Source organism: Halomicrobium sp. HM KBTZ05 (assembly GCF_041530035.1).
Lineage (GTDB): Archaea > Halobacteriota > Halobacteria > Halobacteriales > Haloarculaceae > Halomicrobium.
Genome location: NZ_CP168057.1, coordinates 1,211,907 through 1,228,558 on the forward strand (window position 1 = coordinate 1,211,907; position 16,652 = coordinate 1,228,558).

The following is a 16,652-nucleotide window of genomic DNA, read 5'->3' on the forward strand; positions in this document are numbered from 1 at the left end:
CGCAGTCACAGACCGCTCTGGCGTCACTCCTCGTCGGCCTCGTCGTCGCAGTCCTCGACGGGCTCGCCGTACTCCGTGAGCGTCATCGTCCGGCCGGAGACGGTGTGGTAGGCCGCCGCGGCGGTGAGGATCGTCGCGAACAGCGTCGCCCAGACCAGCGGCGAGACCAGCGTGAAGGGGAACACGCCGACCCACAGCGTGGCGATGATCGCCAGACTCACCGCGCCAAAGGAGAGGTAAAACTCCCGCCAGGGGAACTCTCCGCCGGGGACGATCTCCAGATACACCGTCAGATCCTCGGTCTGTGGCGTCGTCTGGATCACGCCGTCCTCGGAGTCGTAGGCGACGATGCCGGCGTTGTCCATCTTCGGCAGGTGGGTCTGCTGGAGCGTCGTGTACACGCGCTTGCGCTGCGTCGACGTGACGCTGGTCTGTGGGCAGTCGTACTCCAGGGAAGCGACGTAGTCGGCCAGCTCCCCGAGTTCGACCGGGCCGCCGTGTCGACGGAGGTACTGGATGACGTAGCGCCGACGCTTGTTCTGGAGCACCTCGAAGATCTCGCCTTTCGAGAGCGTCGGGTGCGTGCCCGTGGCTTGCGCTGCGTCGGCGTTACTCACAGTGTATCGGCCCCCAGCCGGTGCAGTCCCACGCGACCATCCTTCGTACAACTGGAATGTGGGATGATCCTATATAATCACGGCGGTTGCCCTCTTGATTGACATAACGGGCGAAACCGAGAGAAAAACGGCGTCAGTTAGGCGTCCGGGCCGTCCCAGCGACCGAGCGTCGCCGAGTTGCCACCCTCTGCGGGCTGGTAGGTGACGCGGACCGTCGCGCCGCTGAGGTCAACATTACTTGCATCGAAGTCACCATCGTCAATCGTGTAGGATGTTCCAGCGTTCACGTCCGAATCGCTAGAGCTTCCAAACAAGTCATCATTATATGTTGCACTACTGTCGTCACTCCGATCTATAGCACCGGACACGGCACCAACAACCTCATTGGCAGAAATTGTTTCTCCACCATTGTGAGTCACTTGGAGAGTATCAGTATTACTGCTGTCCCCTTCAGTGTAGTCGAAGCTGAAGCTGGCTTGCGGTGCGGTGTTGCTGATCTGGTCCCCGAGGCCGAGGACGAACGTTGCGATCACGGCTGCGAGGATCACGGTGATGGCCACCATCAGGATGACACCGATCACCGGGCTCACAGCCTCGTCGTCGTCGAAAAGTGCTTTCACGTCCATGTGTTGTCTCCGTTCGTCGCGCGCCTGCCGGCGGCGGTCCGTCGATGCCGTCGCGACATCCCATTCGGGACACGCCGTCCGGTGGTCACGCGCTTGTCCGGAAATACCCGAGACGGGTAAATAAAGGCTCTTGCGCCAGTATCAAAGCAGAAAATTAGGCCCTACTTGAGACGGTGTTTTCGGGCTTCAGCGGCGGGTTGGCGGCAGAATCAACGAAGATAACGAGCGGCAGCGTTCGTCTGTCGGCGGTTCCGTTTCGACGGGGGGTGCGAGTTCTGAGTGTCGCGGTCGTCGCGGTCAGAACAGCAGGATCAGCCCGACCGTGACGAACAGCGCGAGCACGAGGACGCTGAGGCCGATGCCGGCCCGCAGCGTCACCGGACCGTCGTCCTGATTGCTGGGCTCGAACCGTTCGGCCACCCGTTCGGGGTGGGTCGCGACGGCGGTCGCGGTGGTCGCCGTCCGGACGGCGACGCGGTCGACCGCGCCGTACAGTCGGATCGTCCCGAGGACGACGCCGCGCGCGCCGTAGAACACCGCCGGGTTGTAGATGCGGTCCAGGTCCGGCACGCGTCCGAGCTTCGAGAGGGGCTTTTTCGTGGCGTAGAACCCGATGAGGCCAAGCACTGCGAGGACGACGCCCTCGGCGACGTGAGGTACCGTGTAGGTCTTGTAGGGGTGTGCGAGGCTCTCGGCGGTCACGTCGACGGGGAGAATCGCGAACAGCGCCGCGTCGTAGAGCCCGTAGACCACACAGAGGACGGCGACGACGACCATCGCGACGCTCTGGCCGCGGTTGGCGTCTCTCACCTCGCCGTCGTGCTCGCCGTGGAAGAAGGCGTAGTAGCCGAACTTGATGAACGACATGAACGTGCCCACGCCGCCGAGCAAGAGGAGCAACTCAAGCCCGGTGTACTCGCCGACGTGGACCAGCGCCTCCTTCTTGAAGTCGTAGTGGCTCGCCGAGATGACGATGCCCTTGCTGACGAAGCCGTTGAAGCCGGGGAACCCGGCGATCGAGAGGGCCGCGACGCTGAACGCACCGGCCGTGATCGGCATCTCGCGGGCGAGGCCACCGAGTTTCTTCAGGCTCTCCTCGCCGGTCCGGTAGATGACGACTCCGGCAGTCATGAACAGCAGGGCCTTGTAGAGGATGTGGTTGAACACGTGCGCGAACGCCCCGCCGACGCCGAGCACCGATCCGATACCGACACCGGCGACCATGTACCCGACCTGTGACTGGATGTGATAGGAGAGGAGCCGCCGCATGTCGTTCTGAAGCAGGGCGTAGAAGACGCCGAAGACGGCCATCGCACCGCCCATGTAGGCGATCAGCAGGTGACCGTCGGGGAACGCCCGGTACATGCCGTAGACGCCGGTCTTGGTCGTGAACACACAGAGGAACACGCTGGCGGCGATGTGCGGGCGCGGGTAGGTGTCGGGCAGCCAGGTGTGCAGGCCCACGAAGCCGACGTTGACGCCGATCCCCAGCGCGGCCAGGATCGCGGCGGGTCCGGCGGCGATCCCGTCGCCGGTAAAGAGGAACGTCCCCGCCACGCTGTAGTGCCAGAGGATCGCCCCCATCAGGAGGCTGCCGCCGAGGCCGTGCAGCAGGGCGTAGCGAAAGCCAGCCCGGACGGCCTTGCCGCCGTAGTGCCAGACCAGCAGCGTGCTGGTGACGGCCATCAGCTCCCAGAAGAAGATGAGGGTGAGCCAGTCACCGGCAAACACCGCGCCGACGCTGGTCGCGACGTAGGAGAGTGCGAACGCCGTCTGGACTCGCTCGGCGTCGCTGGCCAGCGAGTACAGCACCGCCACGGCACCGATGATCCCGAAGATCAGGCCCATCAGCCGCGAGAACTCGTCGACGTTCAGCAAGACGGCGTCGAACCCGAGGAAGGTCACGTCGTGGTAGACGCCAGCCGAGATCGACAGCGACCACGGGACCAGCGCGCCCGTCGCGAGGATCCCCAGCCCGTGACCGACGCGGCGGGGGAGCACGGCCACCAGCAGCGCGACCGCCAGCAGGACGAACACCGGCGGGACAGTCGCGAGCCCCGTCATCAGGCCATCACCCCCACGTTCTCGACGACGGTGGTGACGATCTCCAGGAAGACGGCGGTGTTGGGGACGATCCCCAGCACGACCGCGCCCGTGGCGGCTGCGAGGATCGGGCCGAGCATGAACCACGTGCTCTCACCGCCCCACCAGCCGGCGGCGGTCCAGCCACCTTCGGGCGGCCCGCCGTGGTGGTCGTGTGCCTCGTCGTACTTGCCGAGGTGATCGGTCTCGTAGGGCTCAGGCTCGTCGGCGTGGTCGTCGCCATCTTCGACCGGGCGGCCCCCGTCGGTCTCGACGGCGGTCTGGCCGCCGAAGACCCCCCTGAGGAGGGGCTTCTCGTCGTGGTCGTCGGGCGACTCGAAGTACGCCTGGTAGACGACCGGCCAGAAGTAGCCGATGTTGAGCACGCCCGAGAGCAACAGGGCACCGGCGAAGAACCACCCGCCGCCCTCGATCGCGCCGATCACGATGTACCACTTGCTGACGAAGCCGGCCAGCAGGGGGATGCCGGCCATCCCCGCGCTCGCGACGGCGAACGCGGCCATCGTCAGGGGCATCCGCCGGCCGATCCCGGCCATGTCGGAGATGTCGTCGGTGTGGGTCTCGACGTGGATCGCGCCGGCACAGAAAAACAGCGTGAGTTTCATGAACGCGTGGGCGGGGATGTGCAAGAGCCCGCCGATCAGCGCGTTCTCTCTGAGCAACGCGAGCCCGAGGACGATGTAGGACAACTGACTGATCGTCGAGTACGCGAGCCGGCGCTTCAGGTTGTCGCGGCCGAGCGCGATGATACTCGCGATCAGGAGCGTCGCCGTCGCGACGACGGCCAGCGGGAGCCCGACGCCCAGGCTCTCGACGGTCTCGGGGCCGAACACGTCGAGGATCACCCGCGCGAGCCCGAAGACGCCGCTCTTGACGACGGCGACGGCGTGGAGCAGCCCCGACACCGGCGTCGGCGCGACCATCGCGTCGGGCAGCCAGGAGTGCATCGGCATCAGCGCGGCCTTGACGCCGAACCCGGTCACCAGCAGCGCGAAGATGGCGCGAGCGATCGTCGGGTCGGTCGTCGCGAGTTCGGCGATACCGCCGGGCGTGAACGCGGTCGTGCCGGTCGCCGCGTACAGCAGCACCGTCCCGGCGAGCACCGCGACGCCGCCCCCGAAGGTGTAGGTGAGGTACTTGCGGCCGGCCGCGCGGGCCTCGTCGGTCTCGTCGTGGGTGACCAGCGGGTACGTCGCGACCGTCAGCAGCTCGTAGAAGACGAACAGCGTCAGGAGGTTCGAAGCGAAGGCCACGCCCACCGCGGCCGCGAGGCTGGCGGCGAAAGAGGCGAAGTACCGCGTCTGTGCGTGCTCGTCGAGGCCGCGCATGTAGCCGATACTGTAGAAGCTCGTGACGATCCACAGCAGACTCGCCAGCAGGCCAAAGAGCAGGCCGAGCGCGTCGACTTCCAGTGCCAGCTCGATGCCACTGGCGAGGGTAAACAGCGAGGCCTCGTGGGTCTCGCCGCCCCAGACGACGCTCGGGACGAGACTCGCGATCAGGCCGAACTTCGTCAGCGCGGCCGCGATCGTCACGCCCTCCCGGAGGTTCCGTCTGCTACTCGTGGCGAAGATGAGCGGAATCGCCAGCAACGACGCCAGAATGGCGAGTACCGGTCGCAGTGAAGGATCGATCATGGGTGTGGGAAAGTACTGACAGTCTGTTCGACGATCTGTTCGACCAGGGGTGCGGTCCCGCCGAGGACGACCGCGAGCAGGGCCGCTGCGACGACGACGGCCACCATCCCCGTCGACACCGCCTCGCGTCCGTCACCGCCGTCCGGCACCGGCGTCACGTCCGTGGTACTGGCCGAGGGCGGCGCGGTGAAGTACATCCGCTCGAACAGCCGCGCGAAGTACGCCAGCGTCAGCAGCGTACTCGCGAGCAAGACGACGACGAGCGACCACCTGCCCGCCTCGACCGCGCCGACGACGATGTACCACTTGCCGACGAAGCCGACTGCCGGCGGGACGCCGACCATCGCGAACAGGAGCACGGCGATGGCGGCCGCCGTGACGGGTGCGCGCTCGCCGAGTCCCGCGTACTCCGCGAGCCGTCGTGCGCCGGTCCGTCGCTCGACGATCCCGGTCGCGGCAAAGAGTCCGCCCTTCATGACGGCGTGGCCCACGAGGTGGACGAGCGCACCGACGATGGCCGCCTGGGTCCCCACCGCGAAGCCGGCGATCACCAGCCCGAACTGCGACACCGAGGAGTACGCCAGCATTCGCTGTACGTCCGACTGGGCGACGGCCAGCAGGCTCCCGGCGACGATGCTGACCGCGGCGACGGTCAACAGCGCCGTCTGTGCGATCGGCACGGCGTCGAAGAAGCCGACCGTAAAGACCGAGAACAGCAGGCGTGCCAGCGCGTAAGCCGCGACCGTCGAGACCAGCGCCGAGATGAGCGTGCTCACGGTGTCGTGGGCGGCGGCGTAGGCGTCGGGCTGCCAGGTGTGCAGCGGGTAGAGCGCGACCTTGACCGCGAGGCCACCGATCATCAGGCCGAACGCTGTCAGCACGAGCGTGGAGTCGTAGCCCGCGTCGGCGAGCTTGACCGCCAGATCGGCCATGTTGAGCGTTCCCGTCGCCGCGAGCAGGTAGCCCGCACCGAGCAGGTACAGCGACGCGCCGATCGTCCCGATGATGAGGTACTTCAGCGCGGCCACGGCGGCACTGGCAGACCGACCGCTCGCGACGAGGCCGTAGGCGGCCAGCCCCGTGATCTCCAGGAAGACGTAGAGGTTGAACACGTCGCCGGTGGCGGTCATCCCGGAGAGCCCGGCGACCAACAGTAGGTACTGGGCGTAGAAGCTGTCCGCGTGGGGGCCCGCCCGACGAGCGTACGCGAGCACGCCCAGGGAGACGACGGCGATCAGGACGAGCACGACCGCCGAGAGCCCGTCGACGACCAGTTCGATCCCGTAGGGGGCGACGAACCCGCCCGGGACGTACGACACCGCGCCGCCGTCGACCACCGTCGTCGCCAGTGCGACGGCGAGGACGGTCTGGCCCAGCAGCGTCACCGTCGCGATCGGCCAGCCGAGACGGTCGGTGAACAGTCCGAACAGTAGCGGGAGCGCGCCGCCGACGATCGGCAGCACGATCACAAGGACAGGGGCGTGTTCAATCATGGTCGAGTTCTCGCAGCACCTCCTCGTCGAGGGTCCCGTACTCCGCGTAGATGCGGACGATCAGGGCGAGTGCGACGGCCGTCAGGCTCACGCCGACGACGATCGCGGTCAGGATCAGCACGTGCGGGAGCGGACTGACGTAGGGTCCCGCTCCCTCGTAGACGACGGCCGGGCCGGCACCGCTGCGGTAGGCCGTCGTCACGAAAAACAGGAAGATCCCCGTCTGGAAGACGTTCATGCCGATGACTTTCTTCACGAGGTTGCTCGACTCGACGAGCATGTAGACGCCGATCCCGAGCAACGCGACGACCGCGTAGTAGTTGTAGTGTGTCAGGAACGTGTCGATCACGACTCGTCACCTCCGTCGATCGCGTGGCCGAAGCCGGCCGCGATCACGAAAAACAGGCCGATGATGACGCTGGCGACGATCCCGCCGATCCCCAGCTCGACGAGTTCGATGCCGTACTTGCTGGCCTTCTCGATGGGGTACAGGTGGTATTCGAGGAACGTGCCACCGAGCAGGATCGATCCCAGGCCGATACCGGCGAACGTGAGCACGCCAAGCGAGGCGATCGCCACGACGAGACGGCTGTCGAGCCAGTCGCGCGTGGCCTCGATCCCGTAGGCGAACGCGAGCATCATCACGACCGAGCCCGCGATGACGCCGCCCTGGAACCCGCCGCCGGGCGAGTCGGCCCCGTGGAACATGATGAAGAGGCCGAAGGTGAGGATGAAGGGGGTGACGACCCGCACCGTGGTCATGATGACCGTACTCTCGACGTACAGACCGGGCTGTTCGGCGTCGCTCATGCGAAGTCCTCCCGTCGGAGCACCGACAGTGTCGCCACGCCCGCGACGAAGACCACGACGGCCTCGCCGAGCGTGTCCAGTCCACGATAGCCCGCGAGCACCGCGGTCACGGCGTTGTGGACCTCCGTCTGGTCGTAGGCGTTGTCGAGGTAGTACTGGCTCACCTCGCCGTCGACGACCGGATTGTCCGGGCCACCGATGGCCGGGAGCGCCGGGATCGTCGAGGCCATGACGGCGACGAAGACGAGGACGACGATCGCCGTCCGGAGGCTGATCGACTCGAAGCGCCGTTCCTCGCTGGGCCGGGACGTGTTGGCGAGCGCCAGCAGCAGCAGGATCGTCATGACGCCGGCCCCGACGGCGGCCTCGGTCAGGCCGACGTCGGGTGCCTGCAGGACGATCCAGATGATCGAGACTCCGAGGCTGTAGGCCGCGAAGGCGATCACCGACGCCAGCACGTCACGCAGCACTGCCGCCCCGAGCGCACAGCCCAGGACGAACACGAGCAAGGCGAGTTCAACTGTCGTCGGCACTGTCTGTCACCTCCGTGTCGTCGGTCGTCCACGGTTCGATGCCCTGGTCGTCGGCAGCGCGAGCGATGGCGTGGGCGGCCGTCGGGTTCGTCAGGAAGATGAACACCAGCAACAGGACGGCCTTGATCGTCGCCAGCTCCGACTGGATCGCGATGGCGGCGCCGGCCAGCGACAGCACGGCGGCCAGCGTGTCGCTCTTGGAGGCCGCGTGGGTGCGGGTGTACACGTCGGGCAGCCGCACCAGTCCGACGGCCGCGACGAACGCGAAGAAGGCACCGACGACCGCGAGGCCGACGGCGAGCCAGCCGATCGGCTCCATCACAGCACACCCCCGCGCTCGACGTTGAACTTCGAGAACGCGATGCTCAGCAGGAAGTTCAACAGCGCGTAGACCAGCGCCACGTCGAGGAACAGCTGGTCGTCGAACGCACCTGCGAGCAACGCGATGGCGATGACGGTGTTGGTGCCCACGACGTTGACGGCGATCACGCGGTCGTGGGGTGTCGGTCCCTGATACACGCGATAGAGGGCGACGATGGCGAAACAGACGAACAGCGCCGCGACGCCCTGCAGGGCAGTGGACAGTTCAATCATCGATTTCCTCCCCGTCCCCCCGCTCGGCGGGGCTCGCGATCCGAGCGGCGGCACGGCCGTAGAAGACGAAGCGAACGGCCCGTTCGAGCACGCCGTCGAAGAGATCGTCTCGCGCCGACTGGGTCAGCGAGTGGATCGTGAAGGAACGCTTTGCCACGTCGACGGTCAGCGTGCCCGGCGTGAGCGTGATGCTGTTTGCCAGCGTCGTCACCGGCGTATCGCCCCAGACGGCCGCCCGGAGGCGGACCATCTTGGGGTCGATCGGTAGCGATGGGTGTAACACGACGTACGCGACCTCGACGTTGGCCTTCGTGATCTCCCACAGCAGGAAGGGGGCGTACAGCACCACTCGCACGACCTGGCGTCCGAGCCGTCCGAACGACGGCTGTTCGCTGAAGGCGACGGGAGCCAGCAGGACCGCGACGATGCCGGCCGTCACCGCGCCGGTCAGTACGTCGAACAGAGACAGCGACCCAAGCACGAGGTAAAACAGCAGCGACGCGCCGAAGACGACGGCGGCTTTCCGCAGGGTTTCGGCACGCGCGAGTACGGTCCGGCGGGTCTGTCGCTCGACCGGTGCCTCTTCGATCTCGATGTCGCTGCGCGCGAGATCGACCTGCAGCGGACGCAACATCGGCGCGGAGCCGCCGGGATCGTACTCGGGGTCGAGGACGATCCGGTCGACCCCGTTCGCTGTCGCGTACTCGATGAGCGTCTCGGCGTACTCGCCGGGCGAGAAGAGATACCTGTCGAGGCCGACGATGTCGGTCTCGACTGCGATCCCGTCCGCCTCGCTGCGGTCTTCCTGGGCCCAGGCCTCGACTCGTTCGAGCAGTTCCCTGTCGGCGGCCAGCTCGTCCGGGCCGTCGGGATCGATAGCTCTGCCACTGGCGACGACGACGAAGTGAACGGTCGCTTCCCCGGTTTCGGCCGCGTCACCGGCCGTCTCGATCGCGTACGAGACGGTGTCGCGTAACGTCACCGACTTGGCGACCGGCACCAGGAACGTTCGTGTGTTTGATGTCACAGTTGTCCAGTCCGAATACGGATCGTTGACGCGTGTTTCGACTCATTCTGGAGGTACTTCGGCCCACGCATAACTATTTCGGGATCCAGTTTCGTCTGTCAGTTCGCGGGGTCCCACACGCCGTGCGTGGCGGTTACAGATGCTCCGTTAGCGCCGCGACGACCCGTCGCCCGAGTCCCTGCTTGTCGCCCTCGTAGGTCGATACGTCGTCCCCGACCAGCAGCGCCCGCGTTCGCTCGGCACCCATCACGGCGGCGTCGTTGGCGACGACGAACGCCATGTCGACGCGGTCGCGAATCTCGCGGGCCCGTTCGACGAGCGTCTCGTCGTCCACGTCGGTCTCGGCTTTGAAGCCGACGATCGGCAGTTCCGGCCGCTCGGATCGAACGGTGTCGACCAGTTTCGGCGTCGGCGACAGCTCCAGAGTCAGCGAGGACTCGCCGGACTTGATCTTGTGGTCGCGCTGTTCGACGGTGTAATCCGAGATCGCCGCCGCCGAGAGGAGCGCGTCGGCGTCCGCACAGGCCTCCGTGGTCGCTGCCGTCATCTCGGCGGCGCTCTCGACGCGACGGACCTCCGCGACGGGCACGTCCGGACCGTCGTGGACCAGCGTCACGTCGGCTCCGGCGACGTAGCAAGCGCGAGCGAGCGCCCGACCGGTGCGTCCCGACGCCCGGTTCGACAGCGTCCTGAGCGGGTCGATGGACTCCGTCGTCGCGCCGCTCGTGACGACGACGTGCTCGCCAGCGAGGGGCCGCTCGCCGGCTGCACGCGCCGTCGCGGCGACGATCGCGTCCTCGCTGGCGATCTTCGCTTTCCCCTCTTCGAGCCGTGGGGCCACGAAGTCGACGCCCCACGACTCGACGCGGTCGATCGCGTCGAGCACGCCGGGGTGGTCGTACATCGGCTCGTGCATGGCCGGTGCGACGACGACCGGGAGATCCGCGCCCAGCGCCGTCGTCGCACACGTCGTCACCGGCGAGTCGTCGATCGCACCCGCGATCTTGCCGACCGTGTTGGCGGTCGCTGGCGCGATCAGCAACACGTCGCCCCACCCGTCCACGCCACACAGTTCGACGTGTTCGACCGCTCCCGTCAGCTCCGTCACCACCTCGCCGTCCGTCGCGAACTCGACGGCCCACGGGTGGACGATACCCGACGCGCTGTCGGTGACGACGGCCCGGACGGTCGCGCCCTGGCGGCGAAGCTCGTGGGCGAGTTCGACGGTCTTGACCGCCGCGATCGAGCCGGTCACCCCCAGGACGACGTTCACTCCCGAAAGCATTGCCGGTGGTTAGACGCGGGGTAGTATATAATGTCGGGCGACGGCTTCACACTGCCCGCCGGGGGATCTGTGGCCCGTCTCACCCCCTCGAAATGGCGAGTAGCGAGCCCAGTGACGGCCAGCAGTCTCATCGCTCGCGCTGGCGGAGGTAAGCGGCCACCAGGAAGCCGACCATCGCGACGACGAGCGCGCCGAGCCCGAGGACGGCTCGGCTCTCCGCTCTCGGACCGGCGGTCGGCGCGGCCATCGGGACGACGGAGTGGAGTACCGTCACGAGGACGACGGCACCGCCGAGCACGAGCGTCGTCGCGGTGACGTGGACGAACTCGGCGCGGTCGGTCCGGGCGCGCTGGCCCAGCTGTCGTCCGATGCCGATCGCGTGACTCCCGAGGTCCCAGCAGAGGATCGCACCGGCGACGCCGACGAAGAGTCCGACCGCCGGCAGCGAGTGCAGGCTTCCGACGATCGCGGTCCCAAAGAGGAATCCGCTCCCGAGCGCGTATCCGGATCCCGGAGTCGGCACTGCTCGATGGTTCGCGAGCGTCCGAGCGACGTAAGCGACGACGGCGACGCCGAGCATCGCGCCTGTGAGGGCGAGCAGGGCGACCGGAGCGATGCCGACGGGGGCCGCGGGTAACGCGCCGTCGACAGAAATATCGACCACACCGGCCCACTTCCCGATCTCGATTGCGACCACGGCAGTGGTCGCGAGCACACCGCCGGCCGCCAGCGCGAGCCGGTCCGCTGGCGCTCCGCCAAGCACCACGACGACCAGTCGCTGGAGCTTCCCGACGACGATCAGGGCACACAGTCCGACCACGACGACGAGCAAGCCGTGTTGCAGGAGTCCCGTGCCGAGGACCGGTTCGAGGACCGGCCCGAAGAACCGCTCGAAGGATCGGGCAGTCTGTGGCACGAAGGCCAGCACCACCTGCACTCCCAGAGCGGCAACGTACGTGTCTGGCATCCCCGCTGGTGTCAGACTGACCCGATCGAGAGACGCCAGCACCGACTGCTCACCCTCGTCCGTGCGCGCCGCCCAGCGATCGAGCACCGGGATCGCCGCCGAGAGGAGGAAGCTCGTCGCGACGAGCAGACACTGCACGACGACGAGATCGAGCAACGTCCAGCGCCCGACGACGCCGAGCCAGAACTGGTGGAGCCACGGGAGGGCCGGTACTGCGCCGAGCCAGCCACCGGCGACGATCGCACTCCCGACCACTACCACGGCGACGTTTGCCCTTGCCCAGGTGCCGAGCGTCCGGTCACGCGCTCGGTCGAAGCCGACTGTCGCGTCGATACCGACCAGCGTGACGGCGACGCCGACCGAAATCGGGACGAGACTCGGGAGCCCGTTCGTCCCCGCGACGATCGAGAGCGTTCCCGCGACCGCGAGAATGCTCCCGCCGGCCTGACGCAGCGCCGACGGTTCGTTCAGACCCCACGTGCCGACGGCGATCGAGAGACCGCCACAGACCGTCAGCACCGTCGCGAGCGGGACGCCCACACTCCAGCCCAGCACGATTCCCACGGCCGCTGCGACGAGCAGCGAGAGCGTCGCGGTGTGTCTGGCGGGCGTCGTCCGGAGTTCGAACTCGTTCATCTCGACCACCGCTCCTGTGCCCGCCTGAGCGCCACAGAGAGCGACTGGTCCGGGTCCCAGTCGACGACGCCGACGCTGCGTCGCAGCGACTGAACGCGATCCGCTCGCGTGATCCGTTCGACGAGTGTCCCCGGCGAGTCCCCGCCAGTCACGTCCGGAGAGACGACGGTGACATCTCGTCCGTAGGCGGCGAGTCGCCGTGCCGCGCGGGACGCGCGCTGGTCGAGCAGGGGCGTACAAAAGAGGATCTGCGCCCGGTCCGGGAGACGCCGGTCGAGGTCTCGCACGTCCCGATCGCGACCGATCGACCCAGGCCGGGTACGTCCGCCCCGTTCGAAGCCCCCGTCGACGACTGCCGGCGTCTCGCTGTCGAGCGCACCGTCGAAGAACCGACGGCCGTCGAAGCCTTCGAGCACGGAACCGTCCGTCTCGGTGTGGTCGGGGTGTCGGCCTTCGAGTATCAGCGTTCGGAGCTCGAGCAACTGGGTCCGCGTCGATCCCGGCGAGAGGACGGTCCCCCGATCGAACAGCGCCCCACCGACCTGGTGACTATCTTCGAGCAGTGCCGTACCGATTCGTTCGGCGGCGTAGCTGACGTACTGGGTCGCCGTCGGCGAGTGTTCCGACGCGGCGAAGTCGACACGCGTGTCGGCGACGACGACGTACGCCGCCGCCCGCTGGGCGCTGTACTCGACGGTGGCCAGCTCTCGGGTCCGAGCGAACCGCTTCCAGTCGATCCGGGACAGCGAGTCCGTCGAGTGGTAGGAGCGAACGGAGTGAAAGGACACCCCCCGACCGGGCGAGTCCGTCTCGATCCGGCCGGGGTACGGCAGCGTCTGTGTACCGGTGACGATGTCACGGACGTCGACGGTGCAGTCGATCTCAGTCTCGATCGGGACCGTCTGCCGATCGGCCGCGTCGCCGGCCAGCGATCGGCACTCGACGGTCGTCGGCTGGAACTGGTGTGTGCCACGGCGAGCGCGGACGCTGTAGGTGAACGACACAGACTCGCCGGGCTCTACGGCAGTCCCGACTCTCGGGGAGCCGTCGGTGACAGCGAGTCGCTCGGGCACCCCGTCGACGATCCGAACGTCGGGCGCGGCGCGCTCGTCGTGGTTCGTGACCGTCACGGTCACGTCGACGCTCTGTCCCGGCGTCGGTGTCGCCCGTGACACCGATCGCTCGATTTCGAGGGCCGGCGCTGGCGGTCCGGTGGTCGCCTCGTAGGCCGTGTACACGAGGCCGACGACGGCTGCGAGCAGCAGCGCCGATTCGCCCGCGAGTAGCCCGGCACTGCCGGCGACCAGCGCCACGGCGAGCCCCACGTCGCGGTTTTTCACCTGGTCGCTCGTCACGGCGTCTCGACCTCCATCTCCCGTGCGAGTTCGACGACGGTCGCCTCGACCTGTCGCTGGAAGGCGTCTCCGCGCGCCCAGTCTAGCAGCCGTAGCGTCACCGACGGGACGACCGACCCCTCGGAGAGGAAGGCGGCCGCTCTCGGGTCGTCGGTCCAGCGTCCCGACTCGATCCGGCTGCGTGCCGTGCTCGCGGACCACCCCCGCTCGGCGGTGAGCACGCGGACGGCAAGCTCGCGGAGGTTCTGTCTGATCTTGTACGCACGATAGGCGTCCCTCGGGTTCATCTCGTCGACGACCCCATCGATCCGTTCGAGTTCGGCGTCGAGCTCTCGACCGGGCTGGGTCCCAGTCTGGCCCGTCGGCCGGTCCTGCGCTGGCTGCTCGACGGGGTTCTCGTCGTCGACTTCCCATGTCGTCTCTCGGGGCGTCGCTCCGTCGTCGGCCGACAGCGCGTAGAGTCCGAGTAACCCGACCACTCCGCCACCGAGCAACACGGCCACCCGGACCGTCTCGCCCACGCCGACGGCCACCTGAGGGACGTACCGTGCCGGTAGGACGCCGACGACCAGGGCACAGACGAGCGCGAGTGTGCCGAGGCCGGCGGCGTATCGCCACCGGCCACCGCCACCGGGTTCGTCGTCGACCGTCTCGGCGGTGACCGTCGCCGAGTCGGTCACGCGTTCGTCGCGTTCGGTCATCACTCCTCACCTCCCCGGATCGAATCGAGTGCCGCCCGTGCTCGTTCCAGGCGACTGTCGGACTCCGCGTCCGGCCCGTATCTGGTCCGGCGAAACAGCTCGGTGAGCCGCCTGACCGGTTGGGGTGGGAGCCCCTGATCGATGGCGGCACGGGCGTACTCTACCGGCGTCGTCGCCGTCGGATTCCGGACGGAGACGCGCTCTGCCATCCGCTCCCAGGCCTCGACGACGCTCTCGACCGGTTCCGGCCCCGCCGCCTCGTCGGGTTCGCCGCCGCCGGTCGCCCGTGGATCTGTCTCGGGAGTGTCACGCTGGACCGGCGTCGACGAGAGTCCGTCGTCGACGAACGACACCGCATCGCTGCCGACTGACGCCAGTGCAGCGAGCGGCGAGACGATGCCGGCAGCGAGTGCGGCCGGAACGCTCACCGCAGTTCGGGCGAGCATGCCCGCGACCGGGCCGACACCGTGCCCCAGTGCCTGGAGGACCCCACCGATCACGGTTCCGAGGTCGTCGAGCACACGTGCGATTCCGTCGGCAGTCGTCACCAGCACGGCCGCGGTCACCTGCGAGAGGCGCGGCAGTGACGGGAGTGCTGGGAGGGAGAGGCTGGGGACACCGCCGGAGCCTCGACCGTCGTCCGTCTCAGTTCTGCGAAGCGTCACCACCACACCGAGGAGGACGGCGGCGGCCCCGCCGACACCGAACAGGAGCGACCAGTGCGGACTGGCCGAGCTGCCCCCGCCTGTTTCGCCGTCGGCGGGCGTGTCACCTCTCGGTGTCGGCGTCGGTGTCGGGGTGGCCGTCTGCCCGGGCGTCGACGCCGCTTCGGTGGTCCGTTCGTTCTCTCCCGTCGCCGGTGTCGCGGTCGCTGTCCCCGTCTCGCTGGGTGTCGTCTCCGAGATACCCGTGTCGTCGGGTGCCGAGCCAGACAGGTCTGCGTTCAGACCCGGCTGTATCAGTACCGAGCCATAACAGAGGGTCGCGATACAGAGGAGGGCGATGACTGCGCGAGGACGATTCGTCGCCACGGTTACTTTCGAATCTCACGTCTCGGTGTAAAGCGTTCCCCTTCCACGGCACACTGCCACACGGAGCCGAAGAGTTTTCGTTACGGGCCGGCGACGATCACACAAATGACCAGTCGGGTGGATCTACGGCGACGGATGGCGGGGACACTCGTCGCTCTCCTCGCGGGCAACGTCGCCTTCGTCGTCGTCCTCACCGTCCTCTTCGAGCCGTGGCTCGCCCCCGTCCGTGCTGTGGTTCTGGGAGCGATCGGCGTCGGCGGCGCTGCAGCGGAGACGCTCTGGTGGGTGGTCGTGACCGCGCTGCTTCTCTGTGGCTTTCTCTGGGCGCAACTCCGCTACACGCGTCGCCGAACGCTGGCCGAAGTCGACGCCCGGACGGTCGATCGCGAGGCGTACCCGGACCTGCACGCGCGAGTCGATCGGCTGGCCCAGCTGGCGAACTGTCCGCCGCCGACCGTCGCCGTGGCGGACTCGTCGGTTCCGAACAGTTTCGCGGTCGGTACGGTCCGATCGGCGACGATCGTCGTCAGCGATGGACTGCTGGCGACGCTAGACGGTGACGAACTGGACGCGGTGCTCGCACACGAACTGGCCCACGTCGCGAACCACGACGCGACCGTCATGACGCTGGCGAGTTTCCTCCCCGCCCTCACTAACGGCGAGTATCGGCCGCTCGCAGACACCGTCGGTCCGGTCGGCCGCCGCGCAGTGCTGGCCGGCGGTGCGCTCGTCGCCGGAACTGCGCTGTCTTCGGCCGTCGGGAGCCCGTCGAGGACCGGGGTAGAGCGGCTCGTGGCCGTCCTCGTGCTCGCCGGTGGGACGTACCTGCTGGCTGGCATCGCGCTGGGTGTGCTCACGGCCCCCGTCGCGTACCTCGCTCGCTCTCTCTCGCGAGACCGCGAGTTCGCCGCAGACCGCGGTGCCGTCCAACTCACCGGCGAGCCGGCGACGCTGGCGAGCGCGCTGGAACGCGTCGACGACAGCGTCGCCAGCAGTCCGGAGACGGACAAGCGACGCGCCTATGAGGGGGTTCGAGGGCTGTGTTTCCTCCCGCACGGCTTCGAGCGCGACGCCGATCGGTCCCCCCTCTACATCGAGACGCGATCACACCCACCAACCGAGGCACGCATCGAACACTTGCAGTCGCTGTCGGTGTGACACTGTCTGGAACGCCGTCACCCACCGGTCTGGCCACTCTCTGCACGACGTTCCGGCGGGCGCTCCGACGCTGTACGCT

Annotated in this window: 17 protein-coding genes; 1 reads left to right on the forward strand and 16 read right to left on the reverse strand. The window is 67.9% G+C overall.

All coding sequences use genetic code 11. From position 1 onward, the window contains the following. Positions 1–23 precede the first annotated feature (23 nt). The 16 genes from ACAH01_RS06255 to ACAH01_RS06330 form a co-directional block, all read right to left on the reverse strand. Positions 24–617 (reverse strand): hypothetical protein, encoded by a 594-nt coding sequence (locus tag ACAH01_RS06255; protein WP_372480588.1) that lies wholly within the window; start codon positions 615–617, stop codon positions 24–26. Positions 618–754: 137 nt separating this feature from the next. Next, a complete protein-coding gene (locus ACAH01_RS06260; protein ID WP_372480589.1) occupies positions 755–1,243 on the reverse strand; it encodes a type IV pilin in 489 nt (162 codons plus the stop codon). 297 nt (positions 1,244–1,540) lie between these two features. Next, the gene (locus tag ACAH01_RS06265) at positions 1,541–3,307 is read right to left on the reverse strand and encodes a Na(+)/H(+) antiporter subunit D (RefSeq protein ID WP_372480590.1); all 1,767 of its coding nucleotides are present in this window, start codon (positions 3,305–3,307) and stop codon (positions 1,541–1,543) included. Continuing rightward, positions 3,307–4,983, reverse strand: coding sequence for a cation:proton antiporter (locus tag ACAH01_RS06270; protein WP_372480591.1), 1,677 nt, complete (start codon positions 4,981–4,983; stop codon positions 3,307–3,309). The genes ACAH01_RS06265 and ACAH01_RS06270 overlap by 1 nt, the downstream gene beginning before the upstream one ends. After that, complete coding sequence (locus tag ACAH01_RS06275) at positions 4,980–6,476, reverse strand: monovalent cation/H+ antiporter subunit D family protein (protein WP_372480592.1); 1,497 nt, start codon at positions 6,474–6,476, stop codon at positions 4,980–4,982. Before ACAH01_RS06275 ends, ACAH01_RS06270 begins: the two co-directional genes overlap by 4 nt. Then, positions 6,469–6,825, reverse strand: coding sequence for a cation:proton antiporter subunit C (locus ACAH01_RS06280; protein ID WP_015763809.1), 357 nt, complete (start codon positions 6,823–6,825; stop codon positions 6,469–6,471). The genes ACAH01_RS06275 and ACAH01_RS06280 overlap by 8 nt, the downstream gene beginning before the upstream one ends. Beyond that, positions 6,822–7,286, reverse strand: coding sequence for a Na(+)/H(+) antiporter subunit B (locus ACAH01_RS06285; protein WP_015763808.1), 465 nt, complete (start codon positions 7,284–7,286; stop codon positions 6,822–6,824). Before ACAH01_RS06285 ends, ACAH01_RS06280 begins: the two co-directional genes overlap by 4 nt. Next, positions 7,283–7,819 (reverse strand): DUF4040 domain-containing protein, encoded by a 537-nt coding sequence (locus ACAH01_RS06290; RefSeq protein ID WP_170094900.1) that lies wholly within the window; start codon positions 7,817–7,819, stop codon positions 7,283–7,285. Before ACAH01_RS06290 ends, ACAH01_RS06285 begins: the two co-directional genes overlap by 4 nt. Then, a complete protein-coding gene (mnhG, locus tag ACAH01_RS06295) occupies positions 7,803–8,138 on the reverse strand; it encodes a monovalent cation/H(+) antiporter subunit G (protein ID WP_170094899.1) in 336 nt (111 codons plus the stop codon). The genes ACAH01_RS06290 and mnhG overlap by 17 nt, the downstream gene beginning before the upstream one ends. Then, a complete protein-coding gene (locus tag ACAH01_RS06300) occupies positions 8,138–8,413 on the reverse strand; it encodes a cation:proton antiporter (protein ID WP_153553898.1) in 276 nt (91 codons plus the stop codon). The genes mnhG and ACAH01_RS06300 overlap by 1 nt, the downstream gene beginning before the upstream one ends. Continuing rightward, positions 8,406–9,440, reverse strand: a complete 1,035-nt coding sequence (locus tag ACAH01_RS06305) for a monovalent cation/H+ antiporter subunit E (RefSeq protein WP_372480593.1) — start codon at positions 9,438–9,440, stop codon at positions 8,406–8,408. Before ACAH01_RS06305 ends, ACAH01_RS06300 begins: the two co-directional genes overlap by 8 nt. 133 nt (positions 9,441–9,573) lie before the next feature. After that, positions 9,574–10,725 (reverse strand): bifunctional phosphopantothenoylcysteine decarboxylase/phosphopantothenate--cysteine ligase CoaBC, encoded by a 1,152-nt coding sequence (coaBC, locus tag ACAH01_RS06310; protein ID WP_372480594.1) that lies wholly within the window; start codon positions 10,723–10,725, stop codon positions 9,574–9,576. A 127-nt stretch (positions 10,726–10,852) separates the two neighbouring features. Continuing rightward, positions 10,853–12,328 carry a hypothetical protein gene (locus ACAH01_RS06315; protein WP_372480595.1) on the reverse strand — a complete coding sequence of 492 codons (1,476 nt, stop codon included), beginning with the start codon at positions 12,326–12,328 and terminating at the stop codon, positions 10,853–10,855. Then, the gene (locus ACAH01_RS06320; protein WP_372480596.1) at positions 12,325–13,683 is read right to left on the reverse strand and encodes a DUF58 domain-containing protein; all 1,359 of its coding nucleotides are present in this window, start codon (positions 13,681–13,683) and stop codon (positions 12,325–12,327) included. Before ACAH01_RS06320 ends, ACAH01_RS06315 begins: the two co-directional genes overlap by 4 nt. Then, positions 13,680–14,384, reverse strand: a complete 705-nt coding sequence (locus tag ACAH01_RS06325; RefSeq protein WP_170094894.1) for a hypothetical protein — start codon at positions 14,382–14,384, stop codon at positions 13,680–13,682. The genes ACAH01_RS06320 and ACAH01_RS06325 overlap by 4 nt, the downstream gene beginning before the upstream one ends. Beyond that, entirely contained in the window at positions 14,384–15,415 is a 1,032-nt protein-coding gene (locus ACAH01_RS06330; RefSeq protein WP_372480597.1) for a DUF4129 domain-containing protein, read from the reverse strand. Before ACAH01_RS06330 ends, ACAH01_RS06325 begins: the two co-directional genes overlap by 1 nt. Positions 15,416–15,520: 105 nt before the next feature. Between ACAH01_RS06330 and ACAH01_RS06335 the strand changes: the two genes are divergently transcribed. Continuing rightward, positions 15,521–16,573 (forward strand): M48 family metalloprotease, encoded by a 1,053-nt coding sequence (locus ACAH01_RS06335; protein ID WP_372480598.1) that lies wholly within the window; start codon positions 15,521–15,523, stop codon positions 16,571–16,573. Positions 16,574–16,652: the final 79 nt, after the last annotated feature.

Coding starts and splice junctions, on each gene's coding strand:
- ACAH01_RS06260 (WP_372480589.1), bottom strand. CDS start 1,243: ATGGACGTGAAAGCACTTTTCGACGACGACGAGGCTGTGAGCCCGGTG.
- ACAH01_RS06265 (WP_372480590.1), bottom strand. CDS start 3,307: ATGACGGGGCTCGCGACTGTCCCGCCGGTGTTCGTCCTGCTGGCGGTC.
- ACAH01_RS06270 (WP_372480591.1), bottom strand. CDS start 4,983: ATGATCGATCCTTCACTGCGACCGGTACTCGCCATTCTGGCGTCGTTG.
- ACAH01_RS06275 (WP_372480592.1), bottom strand. CDS start 6,476: ATGATTGAACACGCCCCTGTCCTTGTGATCGTGCTGCCGATCGTCGGC.
- ACAH01_RS06285 (WP_015763808.1), bottom strand. CDS start 7,286: ATGAGCGACGCCGAACAGCCCGGTCTGTACGTCGAGAGTACGGTCATC.
- mnhG (WP_170094899.1), bottom strand. CDS start 8,138: ATGGAGCCGATCGGCTGGCTCGCCGTCGGCCTCGCGGTCGTCGGTGCC.
- ACAH01_RS06300 (WP_153553898.1), bottom strand. CDS start 8,413: ATGATTGAACTGTCCACTGCCCTGCAGGGCGTCGCGGCGCTGTTCGTC.
- coaBC (WP_372480594.1), bottom strand. CDS start 10,725: ATGCTTTCGGGAGTGAACGTCGTCCTGGGGGTGACCGGCTCGATCGCG.
- ACAH01_RS06315 (WP_372480595.1), bottom strand. CDS start 12,328: ATGAACGAGTTCGAACTCCGGACGACGCCCGCCAGACACACCGCGACG.
- ACAH01_RS06325 (WP_170094894.1), bottom strand. CDS start 14,384: ATGACCGAACGCGACGAACGCGTGACCGACTCGGCGACGGTCACCGCC.
- ACAH01_RS06335 (WP_372480598.1), top strand. CDS start 15,521: ATGACCAGTCGGGTGGATCTACGGCGACGGATGGCGGGGACACTCGTC.